At 39.2% G+C, this 26,256-nt stretch carries 21 protein-coding genes; 14 read left to right on the top strand and 7 right to left on the bottom strand.

Annotated elements, in window-relative coordinates; genetic code table 11:
* Positions 1-17 precede the first annotated feature (17 nt).
* The 8 genes from QWZ01_RS00170 (at position 18) to QWZ01_RS00135 (ending at position 5,899) form a co-directional block, all read left to right on the top strand.
* On the top strand, positions 18-884 hold the full coding sequence (locus QWZ01_RS00170) for an alpha/beta fold hydrolase (RefSeq protein WP_290321180.1): 867 nt from the start codon (positions 18-20) through the stop codon (positions 882-884).
* A 289-nt stretch (positions 885-1,173) separates the two neighbouring features.
* Positions 1,174-1,635, top strand: coding sequence for a DUF417 family protein (locus QWZ01_RS00165; RefSeq protein WP_290321179.1), 462 nt, complete (start codon positions 1,174-1,176; stop codon positions 1,633-1,635).
* A gap of 70 nt (positions 1,636-1,705) precedes the next feature.
* Positions 1,706-2,158: a DUF1003 domain-containing protein gene (locus tag QWZ01_RS00160; protein WP_290321178.1), complete on the top strand. Its 453-nt coding sequence runs from the start codon at positions 1,706-1,708 to the stop codon at positions 2,156-2,158.
* 406 nt (positions 2,159-2,564) lie between these two features.
* On the top strand, positions 2,565-3,146 hold the full coding sequence (locus QWZ01_RS00155) for a sigma-70 family RNA polymerase sigma factor (protein ID WP_290321177.1): 582 nt from the start codon (positions 2,565-2,567) through the stop codon (positions 3,144-3,146).
* A gap of 1 nt (position 3,147) precedes the next feature.
* A complete protein-coding gene (locus QWZ01_RS00150; RefSeq protein WP_290321176.1) occupies positions 3,148-3,438 on the top strand; it encodes a hypothetical protein in 291 nt (96 codons plus the stop codon).
* Positions 3,439-4,057: 619 nt separating this feature from the next.
* Positions 4,058-4,333: a hypothetical protein gene (locus QWZ01_RS00145; protein ID WP_290321175.1), complete on the top strand. Its 276-nt coding sequence runs from the start codon at positions 4,058-4,060 to the stop codon at positions 4,331-4,333.
* Between the two features lie 168 nt (positions 4,334-4,501).
* Positions 4,502-5,380 (top strand): helix-turn-helix domain-containing protein, encoded by an 879-nt coding sequence (locus QWZ01_RS00140; protein ID WP_290321174.1) that lies wholly within the window; start codon positions 4,502-4,504, stop codon positions 5,378-5,380.
* Between the two features lie 171 nt (positions 5,381-5,551).
* Positions 5,552-5,899 carry a hypothetical protein gene (locus QWZ01_RS00135; protein WP_290321173.1) on the top strand — a complete coding sequence of 116 codons (348 nt, stop codon included), beginning with the start codon at positions 5,552-5,554 and terminating at the stop codon, positions 5,897-5,899.
* Positions 5,900-6,336: 437 nt separating this feature from the next.
* On the opposite strand, the gene QWZ01_RS00130 is transcribed toward QWZ01_RS00135, so the two are convergent.
* Entirely contained in the window at positions 6,337-7,761 is a 1,425-nt protein-coding gene (locus QWZ01_RS00130; protein WP_290321172.1) for an ATP-binding protein, read from the bottom strand.
* A 321-nt stretch (positions 7,762-8,082) separates the two neighbouring features.
* Between QWZ01_RS00130 and QWZ01_RS00125 the strand changes: the two genes are divergently transcribed.
* The gene (locus QWZ01_RS00125) at positions 8,083-8,442 is read left to right on the top strand and encodes a hypothetical protein (RefSeq protein ID WP_290321171.1); all 360 of its coding nucleotides are present in this window, start codon (positions 8,083-8,085) and stop codon (positions 8,440-8,442) included.
* Positions 8,443-8,663: 221 nt separating this feature from the next.
* Here QWZ01_RS00125 and QWZ01_RS00120 read toward each other — a convergent pair whose 3' ends face one another.
* The gene (locus QWZ01_RS00120) at positions 8,664-10,196 is read right to left on the bottom strand and encodes a sigma-54 interaction domain-containing protein (protein WP_290321170.1); all 1,533 of its coding nucleotides are present in this window, start codon (positions 10,194-10,196) and stop codon (positions 8,664-8,666) included.
* Between the two features lie 139 nt (positions 10,197-10,335).
* On the opposite strand from QWZ01_RS00120, the gene QWZ01_RS00115 reads away from it, so the two are divergent.
* The 3 genes from QWZ01_RS00115 (at position 10,336) to QWZ01_RS00105 (ending at position 17,051) form a co-directional block, all read left to right on the top strand.
* Positions 10,336-12,996, top strand: a complete 2,661-nt coding sequence (locus tag QWZ01_RS00115; RefSeq protein ID WP_290321169.1) for a sigma-54-dependent Fis family transcriptional regulator — start codon at positions 10,336-10,338, stop codon at positions 12,994-12,996.
* Between the two features lie 105 nt (positions 12,997-13,101).
* Positions 13,102-14,478 carry a sigma-54-dependent transcriptional regulator gene (locus QWZ01_RS00110; RefSeq protein WP_290321168.1) on the top strand — a complete coding sequence of 459 codons (1,377 nt, stop codon included), beginning with the start codon at positions 13,102-13,104 and terminating at the stop codon, positions 14,476-14,478.
* Between the two features lie 17 nt (positions 14,479-14,495).
* The gene (locus QWZ01_RS00105; RefSeq protein ID WP_290321167.1) at positions 14,496-17,051 is read left to right on the top strand and encodes a tetratricopeptide repeat-containing sensor histidine kinase; all 2,556 of its coding nucleotides are present in this window, start codon (positions 14,496-14,498) and stop codon (positions 17,049-17,051) included.
* Positions 17,052-17,309: 258 nt separating this feature from the next.
* Here QWZ01_RS00105 and QWZ01_RS00100 read toward each other — a convergent pair whose 3' ends face one another.
* The 3 genes from QWZ01_RS00100 to QWZ01_RS00090 form a co-directional block, all read right to left on the bottom strand.
* Positions 17,310-18,488 carry a metallophosphoesterase gene (locus QWZ01_RS00100; protein WP_290321166.1) on the bottom strand — a complete coding sequence of 393 codons (1,179 nt, stop codon included), beginning with the start codon at positions 18,486-18,488 and terminating at the stop codon, positions 17,310-17,312.
* Positions 18,489-18,702: 214 nt separating this feature from the next.
* Complete coding sequence (locus QWZ01_RS00095; RefSeq protein WP_290321165.1) at positions 18,703-20,136, bottom strand: caspase family protein; 1,434 nt, start codon at positions 20,134-20,136, stop codon at positions 18,703-18,705.
* A gap of 9 nt (positions 20,137-20,145) precedes the next feature.
* Positions 20,146-20,445 (bottom strand): hypothetical protein, encoded by a 300-nt coding sequence (locus QWZ01_RS00090; protein WP_290321163.1) that lies wholly within the window; start codon positions 20,443-20,445, stop codon positions 20,146-20,148.
* 199 nt (positions 20,446-20,644) lie between these two features.
* On the opposite strand from QWZ01_RS00090, the gene QWZ01_RS00085 reads away from it, so the two are divergent.
* Both QWZ01_RS00085 and QWZ01_RS00080 read left to right on the top strand, forming a co-directional pair.
* Positions 20,645-22,732 (top strand): tetratricopeptide repeat-containing sensor histidine kinase, encoded by a 2,088-nt coding sequence (locus QWZ01_RS00085; protein ID WP_290321162.1) that lies wholly within the window; start codon positions 20,645-20,647, stop codon positions 22,730-22,732.
* 994 nt (positions 22,733-23,726) lie between these two features.
* Complete coding sequence (locus QWZ01_RS00080; RefSeq protein ID WP_290321161.1) at positions 23,727-24,626, top strand: glycoside hydrolase family 43 protein; 900 nt, start codon at positions 23,727-23,729, stop codon at positions 24,624-24,626.
* 76 nt (positions 24,627-24,702) lie between these two features.
* Here the strand turns inward: QWZ01_RS00080 and QWZ01_RS00075 are convergent, their stop codons facing one another.
* Both QWZ01_RS00075 and QWZ01_RS00070 read right to left on the bottom strand, forming a co-directional pair.
* Positions 24,703-25,104, bottom strand: a complete 402-nt coding sequence (locus QWZ01_RS00075) for a GlcG/HbpS family heme-binding protein (protein ID WP_290321160.1) — start codon at positions 25,102-25,104, stop codon at positions 24,703-24,705.
* Positions 25,105-25,114: 10 nt separating this feature from the next.
* Positions 25,115-25,945: an enoyl-CoA hydratase-related protein gene (locus QWZ01_RS00070; RefSeq protein ID WP_290321159.1), complete on the bottom strand. Its 831-nt coding sequence runs from the start codon at positions 25,943-25,945 to the stop codon at positions 25,115-25,117.
* Positions 25,946-26,256 lie beyond the last annotated feature (311 nt).

Genomic DNA, 26,256 nt, shown 5'->3' with positions numbered 1-26,256 from the left:
CAACTAACAATAAGTTTATGAAAAGGATAATCAATTATCGCAAAACAGAAGTAAAGGGTTTAAATATTTTTTATAGGGAGGCGGGAATTAAGGGGGCGCCGGTGGTGCTTTTATTGCACGGATATCCTACATCATCGCACATGTTCCGTAATCTAATCCCCATTTTAGCTGAACAATACCACGTAATTGCCCCTGACCTTCCGGGCTTCGGCTATACCGATAAACCTGATCATGTTAATTTTGCATATACTTTTGATCATTTGACTGATCATATTCAAGGTTTCATCGATCAGCTAAACCTGAAGCGTTTCGCCGTATATGTGTTCGATTACGGCGCGCCCGTGGGCTTCCGACTGGCAGTTGCTAACCCTGACAAAATTACGGGCATTATTTCGCAAAATGGCAATGCTTACCTTGAGGGCTTAAGTGATGGATGGAACCCAATAAAAAAATACTGGGATGAACCAACAGAAGCCAACCGCAACGCATTAAAGATGATGGTAGATGCCGGAACAACCCAATGGCAGTACACCCATGGTGTAGTGGACGTTTCTTTGGTCGCTCCTGAATCTTATACATTGGATCAGTATTTTCTCGATATGGAAGGCAACGTTGAAATTCAACTTGATCTGTTTAAAGATTATGCAAATAATATCAAGCTGTATCCGGTTTTTCAAAATTATTTCCGCGAAAAACAACCGGCATTCTTGGCTGTATGGGGCGATAAAGACCCTTTCTTTTTGCCAGCTGGTGCAGAAGCATTTAAGCGAGACCTCCCTGAAGCTAGTATTAATTTTTTTAATACTGGTCACTTTGCGTTAGAGACACATGTAAATGAAATCGGAGAAGAAATTCTGCATTTTCTGGAGAAGCTTCCAAGTTGATATTAATGCTTTGGAGCAGGCCATTGGCTTGCTCCAAAGTACTCCTGCATAAGGAATATATCGCAGGGATACTTTTTCTCTGTTGATTAAAATTTAAATATCATCGGGCTATAGGCTTGCCAAGAGGCGTTTAAAGCCGCAGGTAACAGGAAGGCTGATGCTAATCCAGGTTTTCCCGGCAAAATTTTACAATTGAAAACCACTTTCCGCCAATCGTAAAGCGACAGCGAATCCAATTATGAAAGGAGAGTTTGAAAGCAGTTATAATTAACTATAAAATACTAAGAACATGTTAAACTTATCAAAAAAAATCAAAGCGCTAAATCTGCCGTTTATCATTATTACTATTGGTATCTGTACAATATTGCTATGGATAGGTTCATTTAAATTCGAGGCAATCGAAGCAAATGGCATAGCGCCACTTGTTACCAATAGTCCGCTTATCAGTTGGGACTATAGCATTTTTGGTGTCAGAACAGGAGCAGCATTAATCGGTATTACAGAAATTATTTCAGCATTGCTGATTATCATCGGAATTTTTAAGCCGCAGGCCGGATTAATTGGTGCAGCCATTTCTATTGTGATATTTTTTATTACAAGTACCCTGGTATTATCTACCCCAGGAGCGGTGCATATGGTTGACGGGTTTCCTCGTTTGTCTGATCTTGGGTCATTTCTGTTTAAAGATGTAACCGCACTTGGCGGGTCCTTGTACCTATTTGTATATTTTGGTGATAAGATCGAAGCTTAATCTGGTTTTAGAAGCCATTATACAATGTACACTAAATTGTAAGTCAGGCAATCTGGAGGAACTTCATTTGATGAAAGAACCAATTATGGATGAAAAAGCAGAGGCGGAAAACTGGCACAGTCAAGATATGGAAGCCAGAACCTACGGGGATAGGCTGGCAGATACAGTTGCCAGGCAAATGGGTTCCTGGCGTTTCATTGTGTTGCAAACTATTTTAGTAATTGTCTGGATGTCGCTTAATCTTTTAGCTTATTCCAGACACTGGGATACCTATCCGTTTATTTTACTGAATCTTCTGTTTTCTATTCAGGCGGCTTATACAGCCCCTATTATTATGATGGTACAAAATCGGCAGGGTGAGCGGGACAGGATGCAGGCTGATGCCGATTACAGAACAAATATCGAGGCAAAACAGGAGATTGAAAATCTGCAAATAAAATTGGATAGCATCGAGGCCGAGAAACTGGATAAAGCCATACGGCTTCTGGAGTATATTTCCACACAGATGGAAAAGCGATACTAATAGTCATCTACAGCAAGATGGCGATATAAGCACGTTTACCACTATCGCTCTATCGTAAATTCTTCACAGAACATCACCAAACGGCTTCGTGCGGCTTCTCCATAGTATTAGTCATTGTTTACTGTGGGGGCAGGGGCTATTTGAAAATTCAGTTTATTTTATGACCGGCATTGAAGCGGCTGTTATCCTCGTATGCATCGTGCAGTTAGGGGGGGACGAAGTTTAAAAATGCAAATTGATTTTCCCTCAATTTTAATTCAGTAGGTTAATTTATTGAATATCAGTATTATGATTTCTTATGAAAAAATAATTTGTTTTTTGTAAGAAATCACTGCTTCATGCGACTAAGGCGTATCATCATCAACAATGAAAAAGAACATTTATGTATAGTGAACCCGTTATTGACATGAATTCAGCATCCACCGGTAAAGAATTGCTTGCCCCTGAAAAGTGGGTGGAGCTGCATGCCGATTATTTATACAAATATGCCATGACACGTATAAACGATGAGGATGCAGCGCGCGATCTTGTGCAGGAGACTTTTCTCGCTGCCCTGGAGAAAAAGGAAAAATTTAGAGGAGACAGTACAGAACGGACCTGGTTGACAGCAATCATCAAGTACAAGGTCATCGATGTGTATCGTACCAAGGCAAATGCATTCACCAGTAAAGATGAATATGGTACCCCACCTGACGAAGCGGAGTTTTTTGATCCTGATCTGAATAATTGGAAAAAGGAACATTGGCCGGCGCCTTTTGCTGATAACGTACATGATCCACTTCATAATAAGGAATTTATGAGTGTACTGCAAAAATGCCTGAATAAGTTGCCGCCATTGTGGATGTCCGTTTTTAAACTAAAACATATGGATGACGAAAAAACGGATTCGATCTGTGAGGACCTCAGAATATCCACGTCTAATTTTTGGGTGATCATTCACCGGGCCAAAGTGAACCTAAGATCTTGTTTACAAAAAAATTGGAACTGAAATGAAAAAGGAATTAAAAACGGAAATCGAAAGGATAGCCTATAATTGCAGAAAGGCCACCCTGCTCATCGAAAAAAAGCAGATCATTGAATTAAATCCAAGAGAAAAAATGGAACTAAAGCTTCATCTGGCAGGATGTTATATATGCCGGGTGTATGAACAGCAAAGCATCCTGATCAATACCATGGTGCGAAGTTTATTCAACTCCCCTGTTAATGAGGTCAAACTTGACGAAGAGTTTAAAAAGCGACTTCAAAAAATGATCGAAAATAAAATAAGTGGTAGAAGATAATTAGTTCGATTTGGTTTGAGTTTTACTTTTCTTTTCATGAATCTGCTGGTGATGTCCTTAAGAAATATGATTGATGGCCAGTTGGATATTACATTAACTTTTATCCGTATTGTATGGCACTTGTTATGCGTTGGTTTACCGATTGCATTGATTACTTCAAAGTTCTATAGGCTAAAGTAAAAGCATTCTTCTATCGAATGACCCCTTTGTTTACGTAGAAACTGATTACGTGAGGTAATCTGAAAAATGCCCTTGTCGTATGTCGCCATTAGAAAAAAAAGTTTAGCGAAATACGACTAATTTATGTGCTTTTTTATTTTATATATCTGATTTTCAATAATTTGTACTATTGGCATGTTTTTCACATATGTTTTATGATTTACTGATGATCTTTTTTGAAGCAAACATGAAGCTATGAACATCCTATCCTATATAAAACCATTTCATATTGTCGCTGCAATCAAGCATGACCCATCGGTCGCCATTGCCTATACTATGATTTGGTTTGTTCATAGGCAAAGATCAAATGCGGGTAGAGTTCTCTCCATTCTTAAAATGCGTTGATAACGATGCTTTTAAGGGCCATCTACCAATCATAAACTAATTAAATATCAAAAAAATGCAAAACGACGAAGAATTTGAAAATGTAAGCGGACAAGGTCCGGAAGAGGCTTTTCACCTGGAAGTAGATCTTACTGAAACAGGTGAATACAGTGACCTTTTGGTAATTCCATGCTCCGATCTATTCATTATGGTACACCAGAATGAACATTTCTGCACAGTAATAAAAACATGCGACGATCCCGTTTGCTGGGAACAGCGCGATGGTTATCAGGAAGATGAAGTTATTGACCGCGTTACCTTAGCGTTGGAGTCTTATATCAGTCAGCTTTAAGGCATGTTTTTACATGTTGCACGGCAACCTGTATTCAATATTTTGGAAAATATCTTAACAATTATCAAGCGTTCAGTACGGTCAAAAACTGATGTGATAAGGAATTGAAGATAACAGTTCCTCACTATTGATAAACGAAGGTTTTAAAATTACTAATCGAGAAGCAAAATGAATGGTATTAACGGATATAGTTTACTAAATCCTCAAATGAACACTCCAACATTAAAGATAGTTCCATTTGATAGTTACAAGGGCATTCCACAACTTGAGGTGTTTAGGTTTTACATTCTCATCCTGATTAAGGCAGGTAGTGGTATCATAGAACTGGATATGCACCAGCATGAATTTGAAGGGCCGTCATTGATTCTGATTCCGGTATATCAGCCGTTCCGAATGATAGCCGGTGAAAAAATAGAAGGTTGTTTTTTGCAATTTCAGGCCGACTTTTTCTGGAATCATAAATTCTTGTCGGAAATGCAGTCTAAAGCAGCTTTGTTCAGTGATTCCCTGAATACCCCGATATTGAATCTTGAAACTTTGGAACTTGATGAACTTTTATCTTTACTACACCGTGCTGTCACTGAAATTCAGATTGATCATGTAGGACATTATGAGATGACGGTATCCTGGATACAGATTTTTATGATTTCTGCCGCAAGAATAAGGGTAAGCCGACAGCATAAGCCTTTATTCCTATCAAGTGAAGAGTCATTACTTGCCAGGTCACTGATGGATGCAATAGAGAATCATTTTATCAAGCTACATGGGCCAACAGAATATGCCTCGCTTTTAAATGTGACCGTAAAAAAGCTTAATAGGGTTGCTAAACAATTTACGGGTAAAACGATTAGTGGTCTTATCATGTCAAGGATCATGGCTGAGGCAAAACGCAAATTATACCTGAGTGAAAAACCGGTTAAAGAGATAGCCCATGAGATCGGGTTTCAGGATGAAGCTTATTTTAGCAGGGTGTTTAAAACTCAGGAAGGTGTTACCGCCCAAGCGTTCCGTGGAAATTTTAAAGGACTGAAAAGCTATGCTGCATAATGCTGCCAGTTATTTGATTAAGTAGCAACCCGGTTTAGCACTGCGGTACATAAATGAATATGGTATGTAGCAATCAGATAATGGATGTGATTGATCCTCCCTTAATTTAACCTGAGTCGTTTATTAAATGAAGTATCTAAACAAAACAGGCATTTAATAATTAATGATAATATGGGAAGCAATCAAACAGGAGTAATCAAGTGGCGAGACAAAATAACAGCTTTGTTTTTTGAAGCTTGGGAGAATGCATCCACCGTTGACCTTACCAATTATAGTTACACAATTGCCAGCCAATTCAATCTGGATAGAATTGCTGAAAATGTCAGCAATATTATCAAAGGTGCATCAGACGAACAAAGTGCCATTATGATACAAACCCGGTTATTACGTCTTTTATGCGAGAGTTTTGTGGAAGCACTTTTAACAGCATCTGACGATGGTAAGTATATTACGAAAAGTTGTGTTAAGCGTGCAAAGGATTTGTTTTTGAGCAATAAATCTTGCCGTTACGAGGAATAAGTACGCTGAGATTACATCTGGAATTGATAATGTATTTACATTTTAGTCGCTGTTTTTATTCGGCAGAAATGTCTGCGATAATGCGATAGGAGAAAGAATAATTTTTATCCTATTTCCTTAACCAAAAATTATTCTCGTTTGAGCCGGACACCTGTGCAATCAAGTCCGCTTCAGAACTGTTATGGATCCAGACAGTTTAAATAAGCAGTATTTTATTCTTAGGAAGAACTACTTAACTATTTAAACGCTACCGGGATAAGGTTGCTGGCCGCTTCTAAGTTTCGTGCAGCTACTGAAAGCAATGATTATAACGGTGATTTAATAAATTACTACAAATGGGGAGTTAGTTTTGGATTAAAAACGGAATATTGAAGATATGATATAATGGACCAATCGAATTGGCCATGTTTAAATTTTAGGTGGCGGAATCGCCAATTTCATTTTCCATGACTTTGATTATAGGAATTGTTTTCAATAGGCAGGCAAATTGCAAAAGATGTACCGGCGTTGTTGGAGTTAACACGAATGCTACCCTGATGTTGTGTAATGATGCGCATCGCTACATCCAGCCCAAGTCCCGTTCCTTTACCCATTTCTTTTGTAGTAAAAAAAGGATCAAATATCTGGGATTGAATATCTTCTGGTATGCCAGGACCATTGTCATTTATAGAGACGTAAATATTTTGAGCATCTTTACCTGTCCTTATTTCAATTTTACCTCCACCACCGGGTTCCAGCGCGTCGATAGCATTGTCAATAATGTTGGTCCACACTTGATTGAGCTCGCCGGCAATGGCATTAATGAGTGGCAAATTTTTTTCAAAATCAAGTTCTACGGCAACCTTACTCATCCGCAATTTATAATCCATAATTACAAGCGTATTTTCGAGCCCCTTGTGAACATCGATATATTGCTTGTCGACACCATTATCCATATGACTAAAGCCTTTTACAGCAGTAATTAAACCGGAAATACGCTCTGACGCCTCCTTGATATCCTTTACAGTATGACTTAGGGAAATTTGGTATTTCAACCAGTTTAGTACTGTTTGCAAACTTCCCGAGGGCACGATCTGAATAATCCGGTTAATTTCTTGCGGTTGAAGTCCGGCATCAGCGAGCGTTTCAACAAGTTCATCATCCTCTATCTGCTGATTTTGCAGTTCCAGACTCAAAATATCTTCCAACTCTGAACGCTGCCTCAAAGTAAGCAAAGAGCGATCTCTTTGCTTCATAATCATGACTAATGTCTGATCTAATTGCTTGACTTTTTGAGAGTCGATACATAATGCAGCCATTTGCTCAAATATTCCTGAAAAATTCTCTATCTGACTGTTCAGAAAGGCTGCATTCCGTACAATGGATGCAGCGGGGTTGTTAAGCTCGTGGGCAAGGCCTGCGGAAAGTTTACCCAGCGCTACAAGTTTTTCTATTTGCTGCTGCTGGCTGGTGAAATTACGCACCCGGTTAGTCATCACATGAACTAATGCTTCGGTCAGTTCGAAATGCATGCGTATTGCCGCCTTGATCTTGTTTGCAGGTATAGTAAATATCAAGGACGCCAGGATACACTCTGCCGTGATTATTGATTTTGTGGCTCTCGAAAAGGGTAGATAACCCAAAATTGATCCGCCTTCGATAACTGCAGCTTCTTTAAACTGTTTTTTTTGGATCAGGCCAAGGCGGATTTTGCCCGATATAATTATATACATCTGATCAAGTAATGTTTCCGCGGTAACCAGCACTTCACCGGCCTCCAATTCTTGGCTTGTACCAACAGACAGCAGCCATTCCAATTGTTCATCAGGTACTCCACCAAAAACTTCGATAGCTTTTAATTGCTCGATGGTAACTTGTTTCATATTATCTTATTTAACTATAAGTTGAGTCTTCATCAAAAACTAGTGTTTATAGCAATTCAAAGCCAAAACAAAATTAATGGTCTTCATTTTTTGTATGATTTGCTAAGTGTTTTTTATAAAACAAATATGCTACCAAGTCGAAATATTGGTAATCAAGGTTTTAAATAGTTGTTATTTGCGATATATAGCAAATCGGAAATATCATTGGTGTTATTTCGCCACTTTAATTTTTGAATTATCTGCAATGTTTTGATAATCAATTAATTAATATATTGGCTTGGTTTTTAATGTGTACTTGTGAATATTAAAACAACCCCTATTATGAACACAATTATTAAACAACCCAAAATCCTTAATAATTCATTCACTAAACGAATTATTGCTTTGCAAAACTCAGGTTATGATCATGATTTTTTGATTAATAGCAACGGTTTACTTTGCCTTCAAAATAACCATAACTTTCCGGCATGTTCTATCAGTTTAACTGTTATTGATCAGGTATATGATGCTCTTGAATCGTGTTTTAAGTATATTCATTTGATTGAAACCTGTAATGGCGAAAAAGGCATTCTTGTTGCCAATTGCATATTAACGCGGCAGTCGGCTTTTTGGAAGTTTCAGCATAGGGGTACATCCATAATTAAAGATATTAAGATATTGAAAAGAGAATTGTCGTTATAATCATATAATTAAGTTGTTGCCTGTAAATACTTTGCAATATCTAAACGGTGTTTCTGAGTTTTGCCGCTGATCTTTTCAACATAGTTTTTATTATACTGCGTTTGGGTGTATGTATATACAATAGGCGTGCCTGTAACCTAAATACTTGATTATAGTGATTTATGCTGTATTTAATGTATATAGATTGTCTTATTTCGTCAATTTGTTCTATTTCGTTATTGTTATTTTATCCGGATTTTCACGATGGTTTTCTTTTGAATACCTAATTTCTTGATCTTCGAATTTAGCGTGGAAATATTCACATCTAATAATTTTGCAGCGCCATCATCTCCAAATAGTTTACCTTTTGTTTTTGCCAGCGCCTTTAAAATATGCTGGCGTTCATTTTCCTGAAGCGATAAAAAGGGAGTGATACCCGGTGTTTTCCCCTGTAATTTCCCAACCTCTGCCGGTAAATCAATATGTCTGATCATGGAGCCTGCTGTTAATAAAACATGACGTTCAATCAAGTTCTCCAATTCTCTGACATTTCCGGGCCAATGATAGTCAAGCAGTGTTTTCATAACCTTCGCTGATGTTCCTTGTACACGTTTTCCAAACTGATTATTGAACTTCATGATAAAGTCAGTTACCAACGAAGGTATGTCTGTTGATCTTTTTCTCAAAGGAGGTATAGAGATAGGGATTACACAAAGCCGATAGTAAAGATCTGCTCTGAACAATCCTTCGTTTACCATTTTCGTTAAATCCTTGTTTGTTGCAGCGATAATGCGGACATCAATCTTGATATGCTTCGTTCCTCCGATCCGGACAATTTCTCTTTCCTGAATTGAACGTAATAGTTTGACTTGCAGGTGTATAGGTAAATCTCCGATTTCATCAAGGAAAAGTGTGCCATGGTTGGCAGCCTCAAACATCCCGATCTTACGGTCGGTTGCGCCAGTGAAACTTCCCTTTTCGTACCCGAATAATTCCGTCTCCATCAATTCTCCGGGTATTGCTGCGCAATTGACTTTAACTATTGAAGCATTACTTCTTTGCGATGCCAAATGAATAGTATTCGCAATAAGCTCTTTGCCCACACCAGTTTCACCAAGCAGGAGCACCGTGCTGTTTGTTGAGGCAACCAGGGTTATCGTATCTATAACAGCTCGCATAGTTTCACTACGCGAAGTTTCTTCGCTGAGCTTTAGTAGTTTAGAATTATCATTGTCAGAGCGCGAAGATTCCTGAGGACCTTTTCTTTCGTCGCGGTAATTCTTTGAACGGGTTTCTTTTGCTCGTTTTTCATTTGTATCTAACCCGATTATATCACGAGCAGCTAAAACGAAAATATCAGCAACAATCTTTAAAGTATCTTTTGCAAATCTTGTGGTAACCATATCCTTGAATTCTACAATACATTTTATGCTTGAGGATACGTGCAAGGGTAGATAAAAAGTACCAATACTGGCATCAGGAATTAATTTAACCAATTTGCGATCATTGTTTTGCCATTGATACAATCCAAAATTATCTTCCATAGCAATATGATCAGACCAAAGAAACCAATTAGGAGGCTCTGGTGCCGCTTTAATTTGACCATCATCGCCAACGGAAAGCGTTTGTTGAATTGATCTGTTTTTCCAGGCTATAGTTAACGAAGCCTGCTTATATGTTAGTCCTAATAATTTTGCAGCACTAAACACGCTGGCAAATTCCGGTATAACACGTTTGATCAGTATGGCAGTTTCATCTTTAATTTCTTTTTTCATACCATTCAATTGATAAACAAATTTTGGTAAAATTGTTGAAATATCAATAATTTAATTGATGTATCGAAATTGTATTTATCATATTTTCAATATGTTAACAATGGAACAAGACTTGTAATAGGTGGTCAAAGCCTCTTGCATGATGGTAAAAACAATTTTTGACAATCCTCAACTGCCTGACTTAAGTGATCTGGAGTTAAAAGATGTTTCCATTCCTGACATTTTTAATCAGATCGCTGCTGCTCAAACTAAAATGGAGTTAATCAATCTTTCTGAGACCGTATTCAGGCAGTTGTTCTATTACGATGAGTTTAACATTTATTTGTGCGACACTTCGGGAGCTCCGATCTTACGGGTTTTTACAAAGAATGTCAATATGATCATGGTCCTAAAGGGAGGAGACACCGATCTAAATACTTCTTACAAAGAAATTCAGGAACTTACAGAATTAATTATCCGGGGAGAACGCCCAACAGTGTTTAATTTAACCAACCACCCGGCCTTATCTTCATTTGAGGGGTTGAACCAGGAATGGATAAAAGCAGGATTTAACCAGCTCACAGCCTTTCCTTTAAAAACCAACTCAGCAACACTGGGTGCAGCTATGTTTTATTCGAAGAATATGCATCCTGTAGGGTCGGCACATTTTGAGTTGATCGCCTCGCTTTGCTCACACATTGCCATCTCGCTGTCCAACCTGATTAAAGATGAACGGATTGCTCAGATAAACTTTGAAAAATCAATTTTATTCGAGATCAGCCGCGGACTTGCTACGGTTAAAAAAAGAGGCGATCTGGTAAAAGTGTTGGCTGTAAAATCGAGGGAGCTATTTCCCGCTTCGCAATGCTTTATTGGTTTGGCAAGCAATGACTCAGCAACCACTGAATTCTATTTCAAAAATTCATCATTTGAGGATGAATTAGTCGGTACACCAGAACAGCTTTTAAACCTAAAAATAATTACATCGGATTGGACGCATCATCTCAAAGATAAAAAATCGCTGGAGTTTCCGGATATATGCACTTTACCGCAAAATCATTGGTTCAGGGCAATCCAAAATTCGATTGGAAACGGATCGGTCAGGTCTGCGGTTGTTGTTCCATTAAGGCAAGAACGAGAGCTCATAGGTATGTTGGTTATTGGGATGAATAGGGCTAACTTTTTCAAGTCCAGAGAAGTGGAGATGATTATCAGCATCGCTCATCAGATCAATGTTGCCGCAGATAAAATCTTGATTAACGAAGATATAGTCAAAAAAGAAGCTGAAAAATCCCTGTTGTTATCATTCAGTAATCAGCTTGCTGCTGCCAGAGATATCAATGGATTAAAATTCATTATCCAGCAGAGTTTGAACAGGCTTTTTCACGCAGGGGAATACATTATATATGTTAGAAACAACGACAAGAAGAACTACCATTATTTTTTACATGATCCGGCAATAAGAGAAGAAACATTTAGCCAGTTCCAGGCGCAGGACATTACTTTAAAATGTTCCTTAATAACGGCTGTGCTCAGAGCAGACAATCCCGTTGAGTTTTTGGCTCATGAGGTCATTGATAATAAAAATTACTCGATTCCTTCAGGAGCTTTTTGGAATGCAATTGAAGCAAAAAAAATATTAGGTATTAAACTACGTGTCGCGGATGAAGATGTAGGGGTTTTACTCATCCATAAGGGATGTATCACCGACAGGCTTTTAAAAGGGATTTCTGCACAAATAGCTATTGCATTGGCAAATGCACTTGCAAACGAAGAAATATCCCGTCAATTAAGTGAAATTCAAGGTTACAAACAGCGGCTGCAATATGAAAATGAATACCTGCATGAAGCAATAGGGAGCAACTACAGCGAGATCATTGGCAATAGTGCGGCAATGCAGAATACGTTTCGTATGGTGTCGCAGGTGTCCTGTACTAATAGCACTGTTTTACTTCTTGGTGAAACAGGAACTGGAAAAGAATTGATTGCTAAGGCCATTCACAATAACTCACAAAGAAAGGATAATTTGATGGTTCGGGTAAACTGTGCCGCGTTACCGGCAAGTTTAATTGAAAGTGAACTTTTTGGCCACGAAAAGGGAAGTTTCACGGGCGCTATCGACCGGAAAATTGGAAAGTTTGAACTCGCCCATAATGGAACTTTGTTTTTAGATGAGATAGGGGAAATGCCTGTTGAGTTACAGGTGAAATTTTTACGGGCATTACAGGAAAGAGAAATTGAGCGTATCGGTGGTAAAAAACCTGTAAAAATTAATGTTCGCATTATAGCCGCAACAAACAGGGATTTACAAAAGGAGGTGAGCGATGGACGGTTTAGGTGCGATTTGTTTTACCGGTTAAATGTGTTTCCGATAACATTGCCCCCCCTTAGGGATCGCCCGGAAGACGTTGCAATGCTTGCTACTTATTTCGTGAAGAAGCTCAACAGGAATTTAGGTAAGCAGGTGACCGGAATTTCAGCTGAAGCCCTTCAGGAAATGATAGCCTACAACTGGCCGGGAAATGTACGTGAACTGGAACATTTTATAGAACGTTCCCTGCTCTTAACAACCGGAAATACGATTACGAATATTCGTTTACCTTCTCATCAGCGCTTAGATCCGATTTTGGATGAAAACTGGGCAGCTCTTAAAACAATTGAACAAAGCGAAAGGGAATTGATTATTCGCGCATTGAAGCAATGTAAAGGGAAAATTTTTGGTAAAGGGGGGGCAGCTCAAATTCTGGGTGTACCATCTTCAACTTTAAACTCTAAAATGAGAAAGTTAAAAATAAAAAAGGACCTTTCTTTTGACAGGTGAGATTGATGTTTTAGATTCTTTTTGGCCAATTTAACTATTGGAAGATACTGAAAGCAAAAGATATCTTCTGAACTGACATATGGGATTAGATTAGTAAATTTATATATGAGTAAAAAAATATTGGTAGTTGAGGATAATTTTGTAGAAGCCAATAATGTTAGGATTATTCTGGAAAAGGCCGGATATGAAGTGCCTCACCTAGCTGATTCTTATAGCGATGCAACAAGATTTCTTGAAAAAGAGATTGTTGATTTTGTCTTGCTTGATATTTTTCTAAGTGGAAGAAAAACAGGCATTGATCTTGCCCAGGACTTGAAAAGGCAAGGGATTGCCTTTATATACCTTTCCGCAAACTCAAACAAGGATACCCTTGCAGCTGCCAAATTAACCGAGCCGTATGGATTTTTAATCAAACCCTTCCGGGAGCGCGATGTACTGGTTGCTCTTGACATTGCTGATCACATTCACCAACAGAAGCAAAAACTCAAAGAGTCAGCTGTGATTCAGGAATCATTTTCCAGCAAAGTAACGTTTGACGGAATTATAGGTAAGTCAAAAAAACTGATGGATGTGCTCAAACTGGTAAAAATCGTTGCTCCTACAGATACCACCGTCCTGATCTGTGGCGAGAGCGGAACCGGTAAGGAAAGGATAATAGACAGCATTTATCATAATTCTCAAAGAAAAAGCGGGCCGTTGATCAAAGTGAATTGCGCAGCGCTTCCAACAAACCTGATAGAAACGGAATTGTTTGGCCATGAACGCGGTGCATTTACCGGTGCATTGGAAAGACGGATCGGCCGATTTGAGCAAGCACACAACGGAACAATTGTACTGGATGAAATTGGCGAATTACCGATAGATTTGCAGGGAAAATTATTAAGAGTTCTGCAGGAACGGGAAGTAGAAAGAATTGGGGGACGAGGATCTGTAAAAGTTGATGTTAGGATTATTGTTGCTACTAACCGGAGTCTTGAAAAGGAAATGGCGGAAGGTCGTTTTAGAATAGATCTTTTTTACCGGTTGAATGTTTTTCCCATACTACTTCCGCCGCTGCGGGACCGAACAGATGACATACCGCTACTTGTTGAACATTTTGTAAAATACTTCTGTCAGCTGAACAATATCCCGGTTAAACAAATCTCACCTGAAGCGCTTAATCCGTTGAGAAACTATCAATGGCCGGGAAACATCCGGGAGTTGGAACACCTTATTGAACGAACTGTGATCTTAACACCACAGTCTACTATAGATCACATTGAATTACCACTGTTGGCGGAAGATCAGCCGTTACATCCTGAATTAAAGAAAATGAAGTCTATAAAAGAGATGGAAATTGATTATATTAAAACTGTAATTGAAAGCTGCAACGGAAGACTTTCCGGACCCGGGGGGGCATCCGAAATACTCGACATTCCTTATCGAACGTTAATAGCGAAATTAAAAAAGTTCCGAATCGAACTGGATAAAGAATTCAATTAGATTACCCGGCAGCATACTTGTCGTATGGAATAGAATATAAATCAAATGATGGTCAGGCTATGAGACGCGTTTATTTACTGTTCAGTTTAATTTTGCTTGCCTCAACTGTATTAGCCCAACATACAAAAAACCCAATAGGTATTCCGCGCGATTCCGTCCCCACTGAAAAATTAGTGCAGGGCTTACAAAATTTACCCAATGATACCAACCGGGTAATATTGCTCGAAAGAATAGCAGGTGGATACTGGCGTTTAAATACCAAAGAAGGTTATGCCACCTGTATTCAGTATGCCGAAAAAGCAGATGTGTTGAGCAAGAAACTGAAGTACGTGCCGGGGCACGTGGAGGCCGTTTACTTAAAATGTAAAGCTGCCGCTGCCGCATGCGATATCAGAACAGCCAAGCTTTTGCTTTATAGTGCGTATGGTGAGGCGAAAATCAGGCTATTGATCATTATCGCGGAATATTATTTATACGATGATTCCTGTCACAAGGGCAATTTGGATACCAGTCAGGAATATGGCATTTGGGCTCGTAAATTAGCTGATTCAGCCAATTCGAGACATTGGCACGATGAGGCTCAAATTGTGTTGGCAAAGAATTATTTTATCGGAAATCAACTAAGTCTGGGTCAAAAAAATTACCTGGAGATCATCGGTTATTATCATCGTATAGGAGATAAGCTTAAAGAAGCGGATTATTGGTCTAAGCTCGGCACAACCTTACCCGAAAGTGACAGTACGCAAGGTTTAAAAATAACTTATAACCTAAATGCTTATAATATTTATCTGCACGCCGGCAATGAGGAGGACGCCGCATATAGTTTGCGTGATGTAGCAGAGGTGAATCTCCATTTTAACCAGGCCGACTCCGCCTTACTTCGATTGCTTCGGATTCTCTCAATTTTTCAAAAACTCAAAAAGAAAGTCAGTCTACATACCTACAGCCTAATTTCAACAGCCTATTATCAAAAAGGCGATTTTAGAAAATCACTTGATTATGAAAACCTCGCACTGGCCGCCGCAAGCAATAAAGACCAAGCCTACACCATAGTAGCTTACGAGCGAATGGCTACTATCTATGAAAAAATCGGATTTTATAAAAACGCGTTAAACTATTATAAAAAAGTATTTGACGATGAACATAAAATGGGCTTTCCTGATGTTTATTATACTGCCTATCAGGTAGTAAATATGCTGTTAAAGCTTGGGCGGGCAAACGAGGCGCTGGCGTTTTTAGAATCTATAGAGAGGGAATGGTTCCAGTTTCCGCTTCTTGTTGAGGCGATCCATGCCAGCTACGGCAATGTTTATGCATATTTAAAAAAAACGCAACTGGCAGAACGGTATTACTTGCAGATGCTCCGTGACGATAAAGAATCGCAAACTGAACTCAAAAAAGAAATTTCATCGGTCGAACATTTGACCAGTCCGGAAGCTTACCTGCTTTATGCCAGATTTTTGATGGGTGAACATCGATATAAGGAGGCTAAAATATATCTTCTAAAATGTAGTTCAACAAATTACAGCAGAGAAATATCAGAAATAGCTGAAGAGCAACATTTGTTATTTAAAGCAGATTCCGCACTCGGAAATTTTAAAAGTAGTTTAACTCATTTTTTAAAATACCGTGCGATTAAAGATTCTGTACTTAGCCAGCAATCACTTAACCAACTGACAGAGATTCAGGTAGAAAATCAGGTTTCTAAAAAAGAAGAATCTATCAAACTGCTGCAAAGTCAGGCTAAAACCAGAGATGGGGAGGTGCAAAAGGTGAGTCTTCAACGAAATTTTACAATAATTGGGATCATCGTTAGCCTGGTAATCGCCTATCTTATTTACCACTCTTATCGTCTGAAAAATCGTAGTAATATAGATTTGAAAATAAAGCAATTGGAAATCAATACCAAAAATCAAATGTTGGAGCAATTGGTAGCCGATAAAGATTGGTTGCTTAAAGAAGTTCATCATAGGGTTAAAAATAACCTGCACATGATTACAAGTCTACTGGAGACTCAATCATCGATGTTGAGCAATAATGCAGCGTTAGATGCCATAAGAGAAAGCCAGGACCGGATTCAGGCAATTTCGCTGATTCATCAAAGGTTATACATGGCCGCTGATATTGAAATGATAGAAATACGATCCTACATTTTGGAGCTGGTACAGTATTTCAAGTATACGTACCAAACGGTTCAACAAAATATACGTTTCACAGTGAATTGTGTGCCATCAAATTTTACTGTAGAGCAAATTGTACCACTGGGGCTTATACTTAACGAAGCAATTACCAATACAATCAAATATGGGTTTCCAGAAATCATCGATGCCGAAATTTCTATAGACCTCAGCGAAGTAGATGGTGATTTATTTAGATTAGAAATCGCCGATAATGGTATTGGTTTGCCAGAAAACTTTAATGCTGATACGGCCAAGTCAATGGGTGTCAGCTTAATGCGGGGGCTGTCAAAGCAGTTAAGGGGGACATTTCAAATATTTTCAGACAGTGGAACGAAGATTTTTATTGTGTTTAAAAAAATAAACTCAGAAAAAAACTGCAGGAATAAAAGTTAATGCGATGCTATAAACCAAAAAAGAGAGGGGGCGTTAATTTGTTTGGATTGTCCTTATGGTTATGGCATCATGTTTTCATGGAAAGCATTGATCAATAAAAAAGAATAGGTAAAGAGTATAAATGACAACAACGCGAATCATACCGGAAAAGGTTCGAAATTTGTACAGGTAGGGCGAATACAAAGGAAATCCGATCTTAAAGCAATTTAAGATCGGATTTTTGTTTTGGAGATTTTGAGGTAAAAAGCAGAACGAAATTTACCGGCGTTTCAGTGTAATTACCGCAACCTCCGGCCACATGCCTATACGGCCTTTCAGTCCGAGAAAGCCAAATCCCCTGTTAACATACAGGAAACGTTCTCCGCGCCGGTAAAGACCCGCCCATTGCTTATAGACGTACTTTATAGGGCTCCACTTAAAGCCGAATAACTCAATGCCAAACTGCATGCCATGCGTGTGTCCTGAAAGTGTAAGGTGGATTGGCTGATGATGATCGAGCGTAACGGCTTCCCAATGTGACGGATCGTGAGACATCAGAATCTTAAATGCATCATCGGGCACTCCTTCAGTCGCCTTACCCAAATCGCCGTATTTGTGGAAGCCACCCTTACCCCAGTTTTCAACGCCCAGTAAACTGATTGACTGTCCGTTTTTCTGAAGCCTGATCGACTCATCCAACAGCAGACGAAAGCCTATTTCTGTATGCACCTCCTTCAATCGGTCCAGGTTGTCCTGTTTAGCTTTAGGGCTCTTCCACTGGATGTAATCTCCGTAGTCGTGGTTTCCCAGCACTGAAAATTTTCCCATGGGGGCTTTCAATCCCTCAAAAGCGGGTATCCATCGATCCATTTCTGATGCCTGGTTATTGACCAGATCGCCAGTGAAAAGGATAACGTCACTTTGCTGTGCATTCACCAGTTCCAACCCTTTCTGTACGCCTGAAGCATTTGTAAAGCTACCAGAGTGAACATCGGTGATCTGGGTAATTGTGAATCCATCAAAAGCCTCCGGCAGGTCGGCAAACCTGATTGTTTCTCTTCTTACCCGGTAAAAGTGCCTGCCGCGTGTAATGCCGAACAAAACGATAAGGAAAAGCACGGCGGCAATAGCTACAGTGAGTTCACTTACCCAAAATGCCCTCGGCGGAAACCCGCGAAACAGACGCGTAATATCTTCAATCAGCAAAACAGGTAACGAAAATAAACGCGGAACAAAAGTCAGGAGCATCAGCCCCATGAGCCAGTTTATCGATGATTGCCAAACGCGCGAGCCTCGTTGTAAAAAAAATACAGCAACAATACCTGTTATTAATAACAAGTCTGGAAGCCAATAGTACCTTAACAAGGTGCCGGAAATAAATAAGGTTTTTACGACCTGATAAAAGTATAGATCTGTACCCAGCCAGAGCAGGATAATCAGCGGAAATCGTTTTGCCATTATATGCAGTAGAATCAAAAAAATAGTATCTCTGAAGCAGACGATTGAACCCTTAAAAGATTTTAAAAAAAAATTAAAAAAATGTAGCTGATGACATATCATCTGTAAAATATCAAGTGACACCTCAATCCATACACAAGATTGCTTGATATTGCAGCCGAAGATGTGGAGTTAAAACGTTATAAAAATTGTAACTATTGATATTTTTTTGAAGCTATTTTGTAGTTACTATGAATAATGGCCTCTGAAGGCTCCGGTCGCCATCACAAGGGCCTCCTTTGCAATCTGCAGTTAATGCTTGCCTGCGAGTGTATTCTTTAGCATTGTTTAATATTCTTGTCCATGAAGCTTCGGCATATCCATACCTGTCATATATACTGTTTCGCAATTCAGTGTATATAAAATGAGTGAAAAATCCTCCCAATTGAACATTGCCCGCCGCGAGCTGATCTTTTTCGGCTGCACAAGCCAATATAGCAACTGACTTGCTTGGCAAAAAGAGCGCACGTGCATTGGTATAATTCATAGGTGTGTAAGCCGGAGCGTTAGCATACTGTGGCTGAGATTTACCCTCTCGAGGCGAGGAGCCATAATTTTCATTGCAACAATCGGCCAACACTATAGTTACTCTTGCTCCTTTTTTTAAGACACGTTTATATATGTCCTCTACCGCAATGTTATCATTATCTGGCGACTGGCTGCCGTTGGCTACCAATGCAATTCGCGGATATTTACTGGTGTCATCACTGTAACGAAAACCATGACCGCTATAATATATAAATACGATATCTCTTGGGCCGGGTTTCAATTTATCAATAGCATTATTTACAGCTTTTTTTGTAAAGTTTTTTCCCGAAACCTCGTCAGAACTAATAGTGAATCCCAATCTATCAGGATTTAACGGAGTTCCGCCGTCAACACTTAGCAAAAAGTCCTGAAAGTGTATGAGATCTATTTGCGTTGTTATGCCAATTTTGGGATCATCTGTAGCTGCAATAAACAAAAAGAACATCTTTCTGCGTTTTTCATCGGCTGTAAACTTAGGATTGTTCATGTTAAAATAACCTTGGTAAAACGCCTCGTTTTTATTAAAAAAGCGTTTTACCAGAGCCTGTGTTTTCAGGCCGGCAGGACCGTCTGTCCGATATTCAAACTCTTGATAAGTACTTGATATTGGTGCATACCATTGTTTGTTGTTATAACTAAAATAAACCTTTGCGGCTGCACCAACCAAGTTGCCGTATGATTTAGTTTTAGTAAACTGAAACCTCGGAAACATAAAGTTTTTTTCAGGTTTATCGCTCTCGTCATAAGCATCCCCAAAAGGTAATAGATTCACCACCTTATCGGTATCGCTGGCATCCGGAAAATCATTGTCTACCAAACTTAATTTAACCAGCCGGCTTTTACCTGTAGCAGGGTCTTTAAAGTTTATCCGCGCTGCTGCCGATCCGTCCCATTTTGAGTTTAAAAAGATGTTGTACGTCAAAGGCTTTTTATCTGCAGTAAGCACCTTTGCTTCAAAATAGAAAAAAACTTGTCCGTAAGCGCTGGTACAAAACGCCATTAGTAAATAAAATGCAATGCTGCATATGGTTGTTTTTAATATAAAACAACATCTGTCTTTACTAAAAAATGGAAAGTTCATAACTAACTGCTATGATCTGGTTTTTCTGTCAATTGGCCTGGGTTTTATGGTAGTATCCTTTTTGGGAGCATTGCTTGTAGGGCTTGCCAACGAATCAACCGGGGCCATTTTCAAAGAGGCACTGTCCGGGGCTGCTTTCATTACACTTGCCGAGTCTGTTTTCACGCTGGCCGAATCTTTTGTTGCTGAAGAATCTGAGGATGTACTGCTGGTGTTTTTAGAATTACAGCTACAGCCTGCAAGGTTAATAGCCGCAATAAGGCATGCCATACCGGTTATTTTACGGAATAGTTTAGTTGTGTTTTGCATGTGTTTAAGTTTGGTTTAAATAAAGGGATTATTCAAGTGAATATACGGTGTAATTTGCTCACACAGAAATATTTCCGGTTAAAAGGTCTTTTTTTGTTAGGAAAAGTTTATGTATGTTTAATGAGGCTTATTTGTGCCGATTTTGCACGAAATGATAAAAAAATATCTTCATCTTTTTTTTGCTCCCGTTTTACCCTTATTGTTTACAGTAACTGCATTTGCACAGGCCGGCAATCTTGTTAATCTCAAACAAAAAATAAACGCTTTTAAGCAAAGGGAAGACTATTTTAAGGATACTTCTTATCTCGCTACTGTTAATCAACTCGGATTTATATATGCTGATATTTATCCCGATAGTGCTATTGCGTTACTTAATCGGCAGGCCGGGTATTGTAAGGCGGTTGGTTTTTTAAAAGGTGAGTTTACGGCCTTTAAAATTTTAGGTAACGCCTATCAAACTAAAGGTGATTTTGCCAAATCGTTGGCATATTATCAACAGGCTTACCAGCTGGCCAAAAAGAACGGCTATAATAGCGCTTTGCCGGGCATTCAAAATAATATTGGACTCATATATTCAAACCAGGGGAACTACAGCCCCGCGCTGCGTATTTTTTATGAAGCTTTAAAAGGAGCTGAGGCTGATCATAACCAGTTTGTAACGGGTAGTATTTTGAATAACATAGGCACTATCCATTTCTTTCAAAACAAAATGCCTGAGGCCGAAAGCGATTACCGGCAAATGCTTGGGATAGCCAAGGAAACGGCTGATACAGTAGGACTTATTATAGCCTACAATAACATCGGTGAAATTATGCTTGAGCGGCATAAGCCCCGTGAAGCTTTAACAATCCTGAACATTGCAAGCCAATTAGCCCACAAGATCAACGATGCAGAAATGCTGATGAGCAGCTCCAAAACCCTGGGCGATATTGCCTACCAGTTAGATAGCCTGCCAGCTGCTACTGCTCATTTTAACAATACGGTTGTATTGGCCAAAAAGCAAGGTAATTTAACGTATACAGCAAAGGCACTCATTGGCCTGGCCAAAGTTCAAAACAAGCAGGGTATGTTTAAACCGGCACTGGATAATGCACTGGAGGCCTTACAACTGGCACAAAAAATAGGGCAGGTATACTTACTTCGCGATGCACAGGAAACTGTTTCCACGGTTTACGCCAGTATGGGTAATGGTAAAGATGCCCTGCTGCATTATCAAAAGTTTAAAACTTATTCAGACAGCATCAGGAACCTGGAAAGTGAGCGTATGGCAATGGCTTTAAAGGCAGACTATACCTTCTCTAAAAAAGAGGTTGAATATCAGCGTAAAGCTTCACAGCAGAACTGGCTTATTTTTTCGGCTTTGGCGGCGCTTACTACTCTTTGTATAATTTTATGGATCATTAATCACAACCGGAAAAAACTAAACCAGGCCAATAAAATATTAAAAGATAAAAATCAGGTAATTGCAAATGAAAAGGCAAATACCGAGCGTACACTCTATCAGCTTCAGGATACGCAAGCCCAATTGATACAAGCCGAAAAAATGGCATCGCTGGCAGAACTCACGGCGGGTATAGCTCATGAAATTCAAAACCCGCTTAATTTTGTGAATAATTTTAGCGAGGTAAGTGTTGAACTCCTGAACGAGTTGAAGGATGAAATTCAAAGCGGCAATAAAGAAGGTGTATATGCCATTACCAATGACCTGAACCAAAATCTGGAGAAAATTTACCAGCACGGGCAGCGTGCCAGCGGCATTGTGAAAAGTATGCTGGAGCATAGCAAAGCGCACAAAGGGCAAAAGGAACTTACAGATGTGCGAAAGCTTGTTAGCGAGTGCTTTAATTTAACGTACGAGTCGGTTCAACTAAAAGATGAAAAGTTTAATGTTGAATTAATCACCAAATTTGAATCAAACTTACCCTTGGTTAGTTTGATTCCGCAAGATATTGGGCGCGTGCTGATTAACCTTTTTAACAATGCTTTTTATGCTATGCGACAAAAGGAAGAAACCATGAGTATTGATTACAAGCCAACTGTGAAAGTATTTATTGAGCAGGAGGCCAACCAGATTAAAATTACCGTACAGGATAACGGTGTTGGTATTCCTGATGATATTAAAGACAAGATCATGCAGCCGTTTTTTACAACAAAACCAACAGGAGAGGGTGTAGGCCTTGGTTTATCATTGAGTTATGATATTATAGTGAAGGCGCATAACGGACAATTTACTGTGGAAACCGGGCGGGGGCAAGGTACTGCGTTTACAATACATTTGCCCTTGTGAATTGCAATGGCTGGTAAGTAAACAGGAAGTTGTCATAAAAACAACTATTATACAATATCTATAAGTTGAGCTAATTTTTCCTGAAACAGATCGGTTTCCGATGTCAGGAAATGAGACCGCTTAATGCAACCGTTGTTTATATAACTGAACTGATGTTTCAATGATATGAGAGTAATGTCATAACCAGTATCCCTTAAATGTTTCCTGATAATGAATTTGCATTTGAAATGCTGATCGTCACTTTTTCTATGGAATACAATGGTACCTGATGTAGTATGCATTCTTTCAAAAGATATATGAAAATACTTATTAATAAGGGAATGAGCTTGCAAATACTCAATGTATAATTGCGTGTACGTTGTATTCATATTGATAAGGCGCTTAGGTATCTATAGTTATTAAACATAACTACATAACAAATATGAATAAATTATGGTTTTTAATTGCATACCATTTACAACTAAAAGGTGTAACTTTTACATTACCTGATCCACTTGATGTGCAATCATAAGTTTAGAAGATGTCTGGATGCTGTTAATGTTGAAACTGTATATCTTTAAGCGAGAACTAAATTACTGCTGGAAATTTTGGACAAAAAAAGGCCGAAACCCTCTCGCAGTGTTTCGGCCCTACATCTACCTATGAAAAACAACCCTTTTAGAAGGGTAATAAGTATAATTCAAATGCAATGCCAATTGTTAACCTAAGGTAAATATGCTGTTAAACATGGAGTTATTGGTTGATAAATAAATTTTTTGAGGAAAATACTTCACAATATGAGGTAGTCGTTTGCCCCAATTTATGAGTTGAGCCTATTATTCTTTTTCGGAAATAATTTGAAGTCTTTAGAAAGACAGGCTGTATTTCCGAATGATCAGAAATTTATAATAGTGTAGGATATTATTCATAAACTAAACTATCTTGACCTTTCAAATCTTATCGACATCATACATTAATGAAAAAACATCTTTTAATCTTGATTCTTTTGAGCGCAATGAGTGCGGTTCGGGCACAAAGCAGGAAAGATACCATCCGGTTAGCTGACCCAACCATATTTTTTGAGCATAATGTATATTACCTGTATGGAACCGGCAACCCCAATGGTTTTGAGGTTTACACATCATCTGATCTGAAAACCTGGAAGCGCCACAATCGGCTTGCTCTGGAAAAAGGGAATAGTTATGGAACCAAAGGCTTTTGGGCACCCCAGCTATTTAAGCATGATAATAAATACTATATGGCCTACACTGCCGATGAACATATTGCAATAGCTACAAGTAATAGTCCTTTAGGGCCTTTTACTCAACTTGTACATCAACCAATTTCAGGAAATGGAAAACAGATTGATCCATTTATCTTTAAAGATACTGACGGTAAATTGTACCTCTATCACGTACGGCTTGATAACGGTAACCGGATCTATGTGGCAAAGTTAAAGGACGATTTAAGCGATATTGATCAAACAACGATAAAAGAATGTATCCATGCAGAAACGGGTTGGGAAAATGCCGAAGGTTCACAATGGCCTGTATCAGAGGGGCCTACGGTAACTAAAATTGGAAAACTATATTATTTGTTTTATTCGGCCAATGATTTCAGAAATATCAATTATGCAATAGGCTACGCTACTTCGGCAAGCCCTGTCGGTCCCTGGATAAAGTATAGCGGCAATCCAATATTAAGCAGGAAAAATACCGGGCAAAATGGCAGTGGGCATGGCGATGTTTTTACAGCGAAGGATGGCATGCTGTATTATGTATTTCATACCCATAGTTCTGCCAATGCTGTTGGACTACGTAAAACAGCTGTTATAGGACTGTCTGTGTCCAAACAGTTCCCGGCGGTTATTTCGGTTCGGCCAGAAAGTTTTCGTTATTTGGAGTGGATCAATTGATAACACTGTAAACTAAAGCAAGACTTTCACCTTAACTAACTGGCCTTATTAATTCATTCATTCTAATAGCTTTATCTCATGCCAGGGCATCCGCTCCGGCTTGCGCCACAGCCTGATCGTTTTCCGGGAAATCGCCTGATGCTCCCACAGCCCCGATAATTTGGCCGTTATTATTTTTAATAGGAATACCTCCTGGCAAAGTGACCAAACCGCCGTTGGATTGCTCAATTTGCCAGGCAGGACATCCCGGCTGTGATAGTTTACCTAATTCCGCAGTTGTCATATTAAAATACCTTGCTGTTTTAGCTTTGCAAATGGCAAGATCTATGCTGCCGAGCCAGGCATCGTCCATACGGGCGAATGCAACCAGGTTATTTCCTGCGTCTACCACGGCAATATTCATCAATTTGCCTATTTGTTTGGCTTTTTCCTTTGCTGTCTTGATGACAATTTCGGCCTGTTCAAGTGTGATATTCATAATTTACTTTTTAATGATTGCCTAATTGTCCAACATGATAACCTAACCGGGTTTCTACATCTCCGGCCTGATGTAATCCTCTGTCCAGGAGTAATTTAATCCTTCTTTGGGCTTCTGGGCGGCCGATCGATGCGTAGCAAACTACCATTTCAGCTCCGGCTTCAATGTCAGATGGTAAGCTTGCTATATCTACAAAACGTTTAGTTTCGCTGATGGCCTGTTTGTCAAATGAAGCTATCCGTTCGGCAAGCGAATCAACAAAATTGTCAAGTTCATTATCGGGAAAGGCCCTGTTTACATATCCGTATTGTTCGGCAATGTCGCCTGGAAAATCATTCGCACTTAAAAGTACTTCAAGGGCACGCCCACGTCCCATAAGCCGGGGGAGGCGGGCCATTGGGCCACCGCCGGGTACTATACCGGCTCCAACTTCAAAATGACCCATAATTGTTTTCTCACGGCTGGCAAAGCGCATATCGCAAGCAAGTGAAAGCTCACTCCCCACACCAGTTGCACGGCCCCTGATTTTGGCAATTGATACTACAGGAGCTCTGCTCAGCCGAACAAGCATATCAGGTAAGGGCAGTAATCCTGTAGGGCCGGGAGGAATATTATTTGTTTCTTCGGCTGGTGAAAGAAAATCGTAATGGGTCATAAAAAAGCCTTCGATAGCACTTTCGAAAATAACAACCTTTAATTCTTTATCAGACTCTAATTCCGTAATGATCTCGTTAAGCTGCGGAATTGATTTGGGGCCAAAAATATTTACCGGTGGGTTATTTAAAGTCACCCGCCAGATAGTTGGTGATTGCCGGGTCAAAGAAATCAGTTTACTGCTCATATATTATCTATTAATTGTTTTAACTGGACAGGTGATTGCAAGAATTTTTGAGTTCTTGGGAATGTTTTCAATTTTTATTTTTTGAAAACCTATTGATTCTTAAATAATTTTCATTCCAATTTTTAATTAATTGATAATTAGTTAATTAAAAATATTTATATGGTAAGTGTACCACGGCTTGTCGTTATTAAGCGAAAAAAGGTCACGATATAGCGTGGTTTTAAGATCGATTTTTTAAACCTGCGTGGGTCTGGTAGGGGAAATTGTTAAGAGATGAAAACTTGTTGAATATATTTTACTGAATTAAACAC

The organism is Mucilaginibacter aquaedulcis, assembly GCF_030409325.1.
In the GTDB taxonomy this organism is placed as follows: domain Bacteria; phylum Bacteroidota; class Bacteroidia; order Sphingobacteriales; family Sphingobacteriaceae; genus Mucilaginibacter; species Mucilaginibacter aquaedulcis.
The sequence above is the reverse complement of the archived record's forward strand: the minus strand, read 5'-3'. Positions and strand labels throughout refer to the sequence as shown.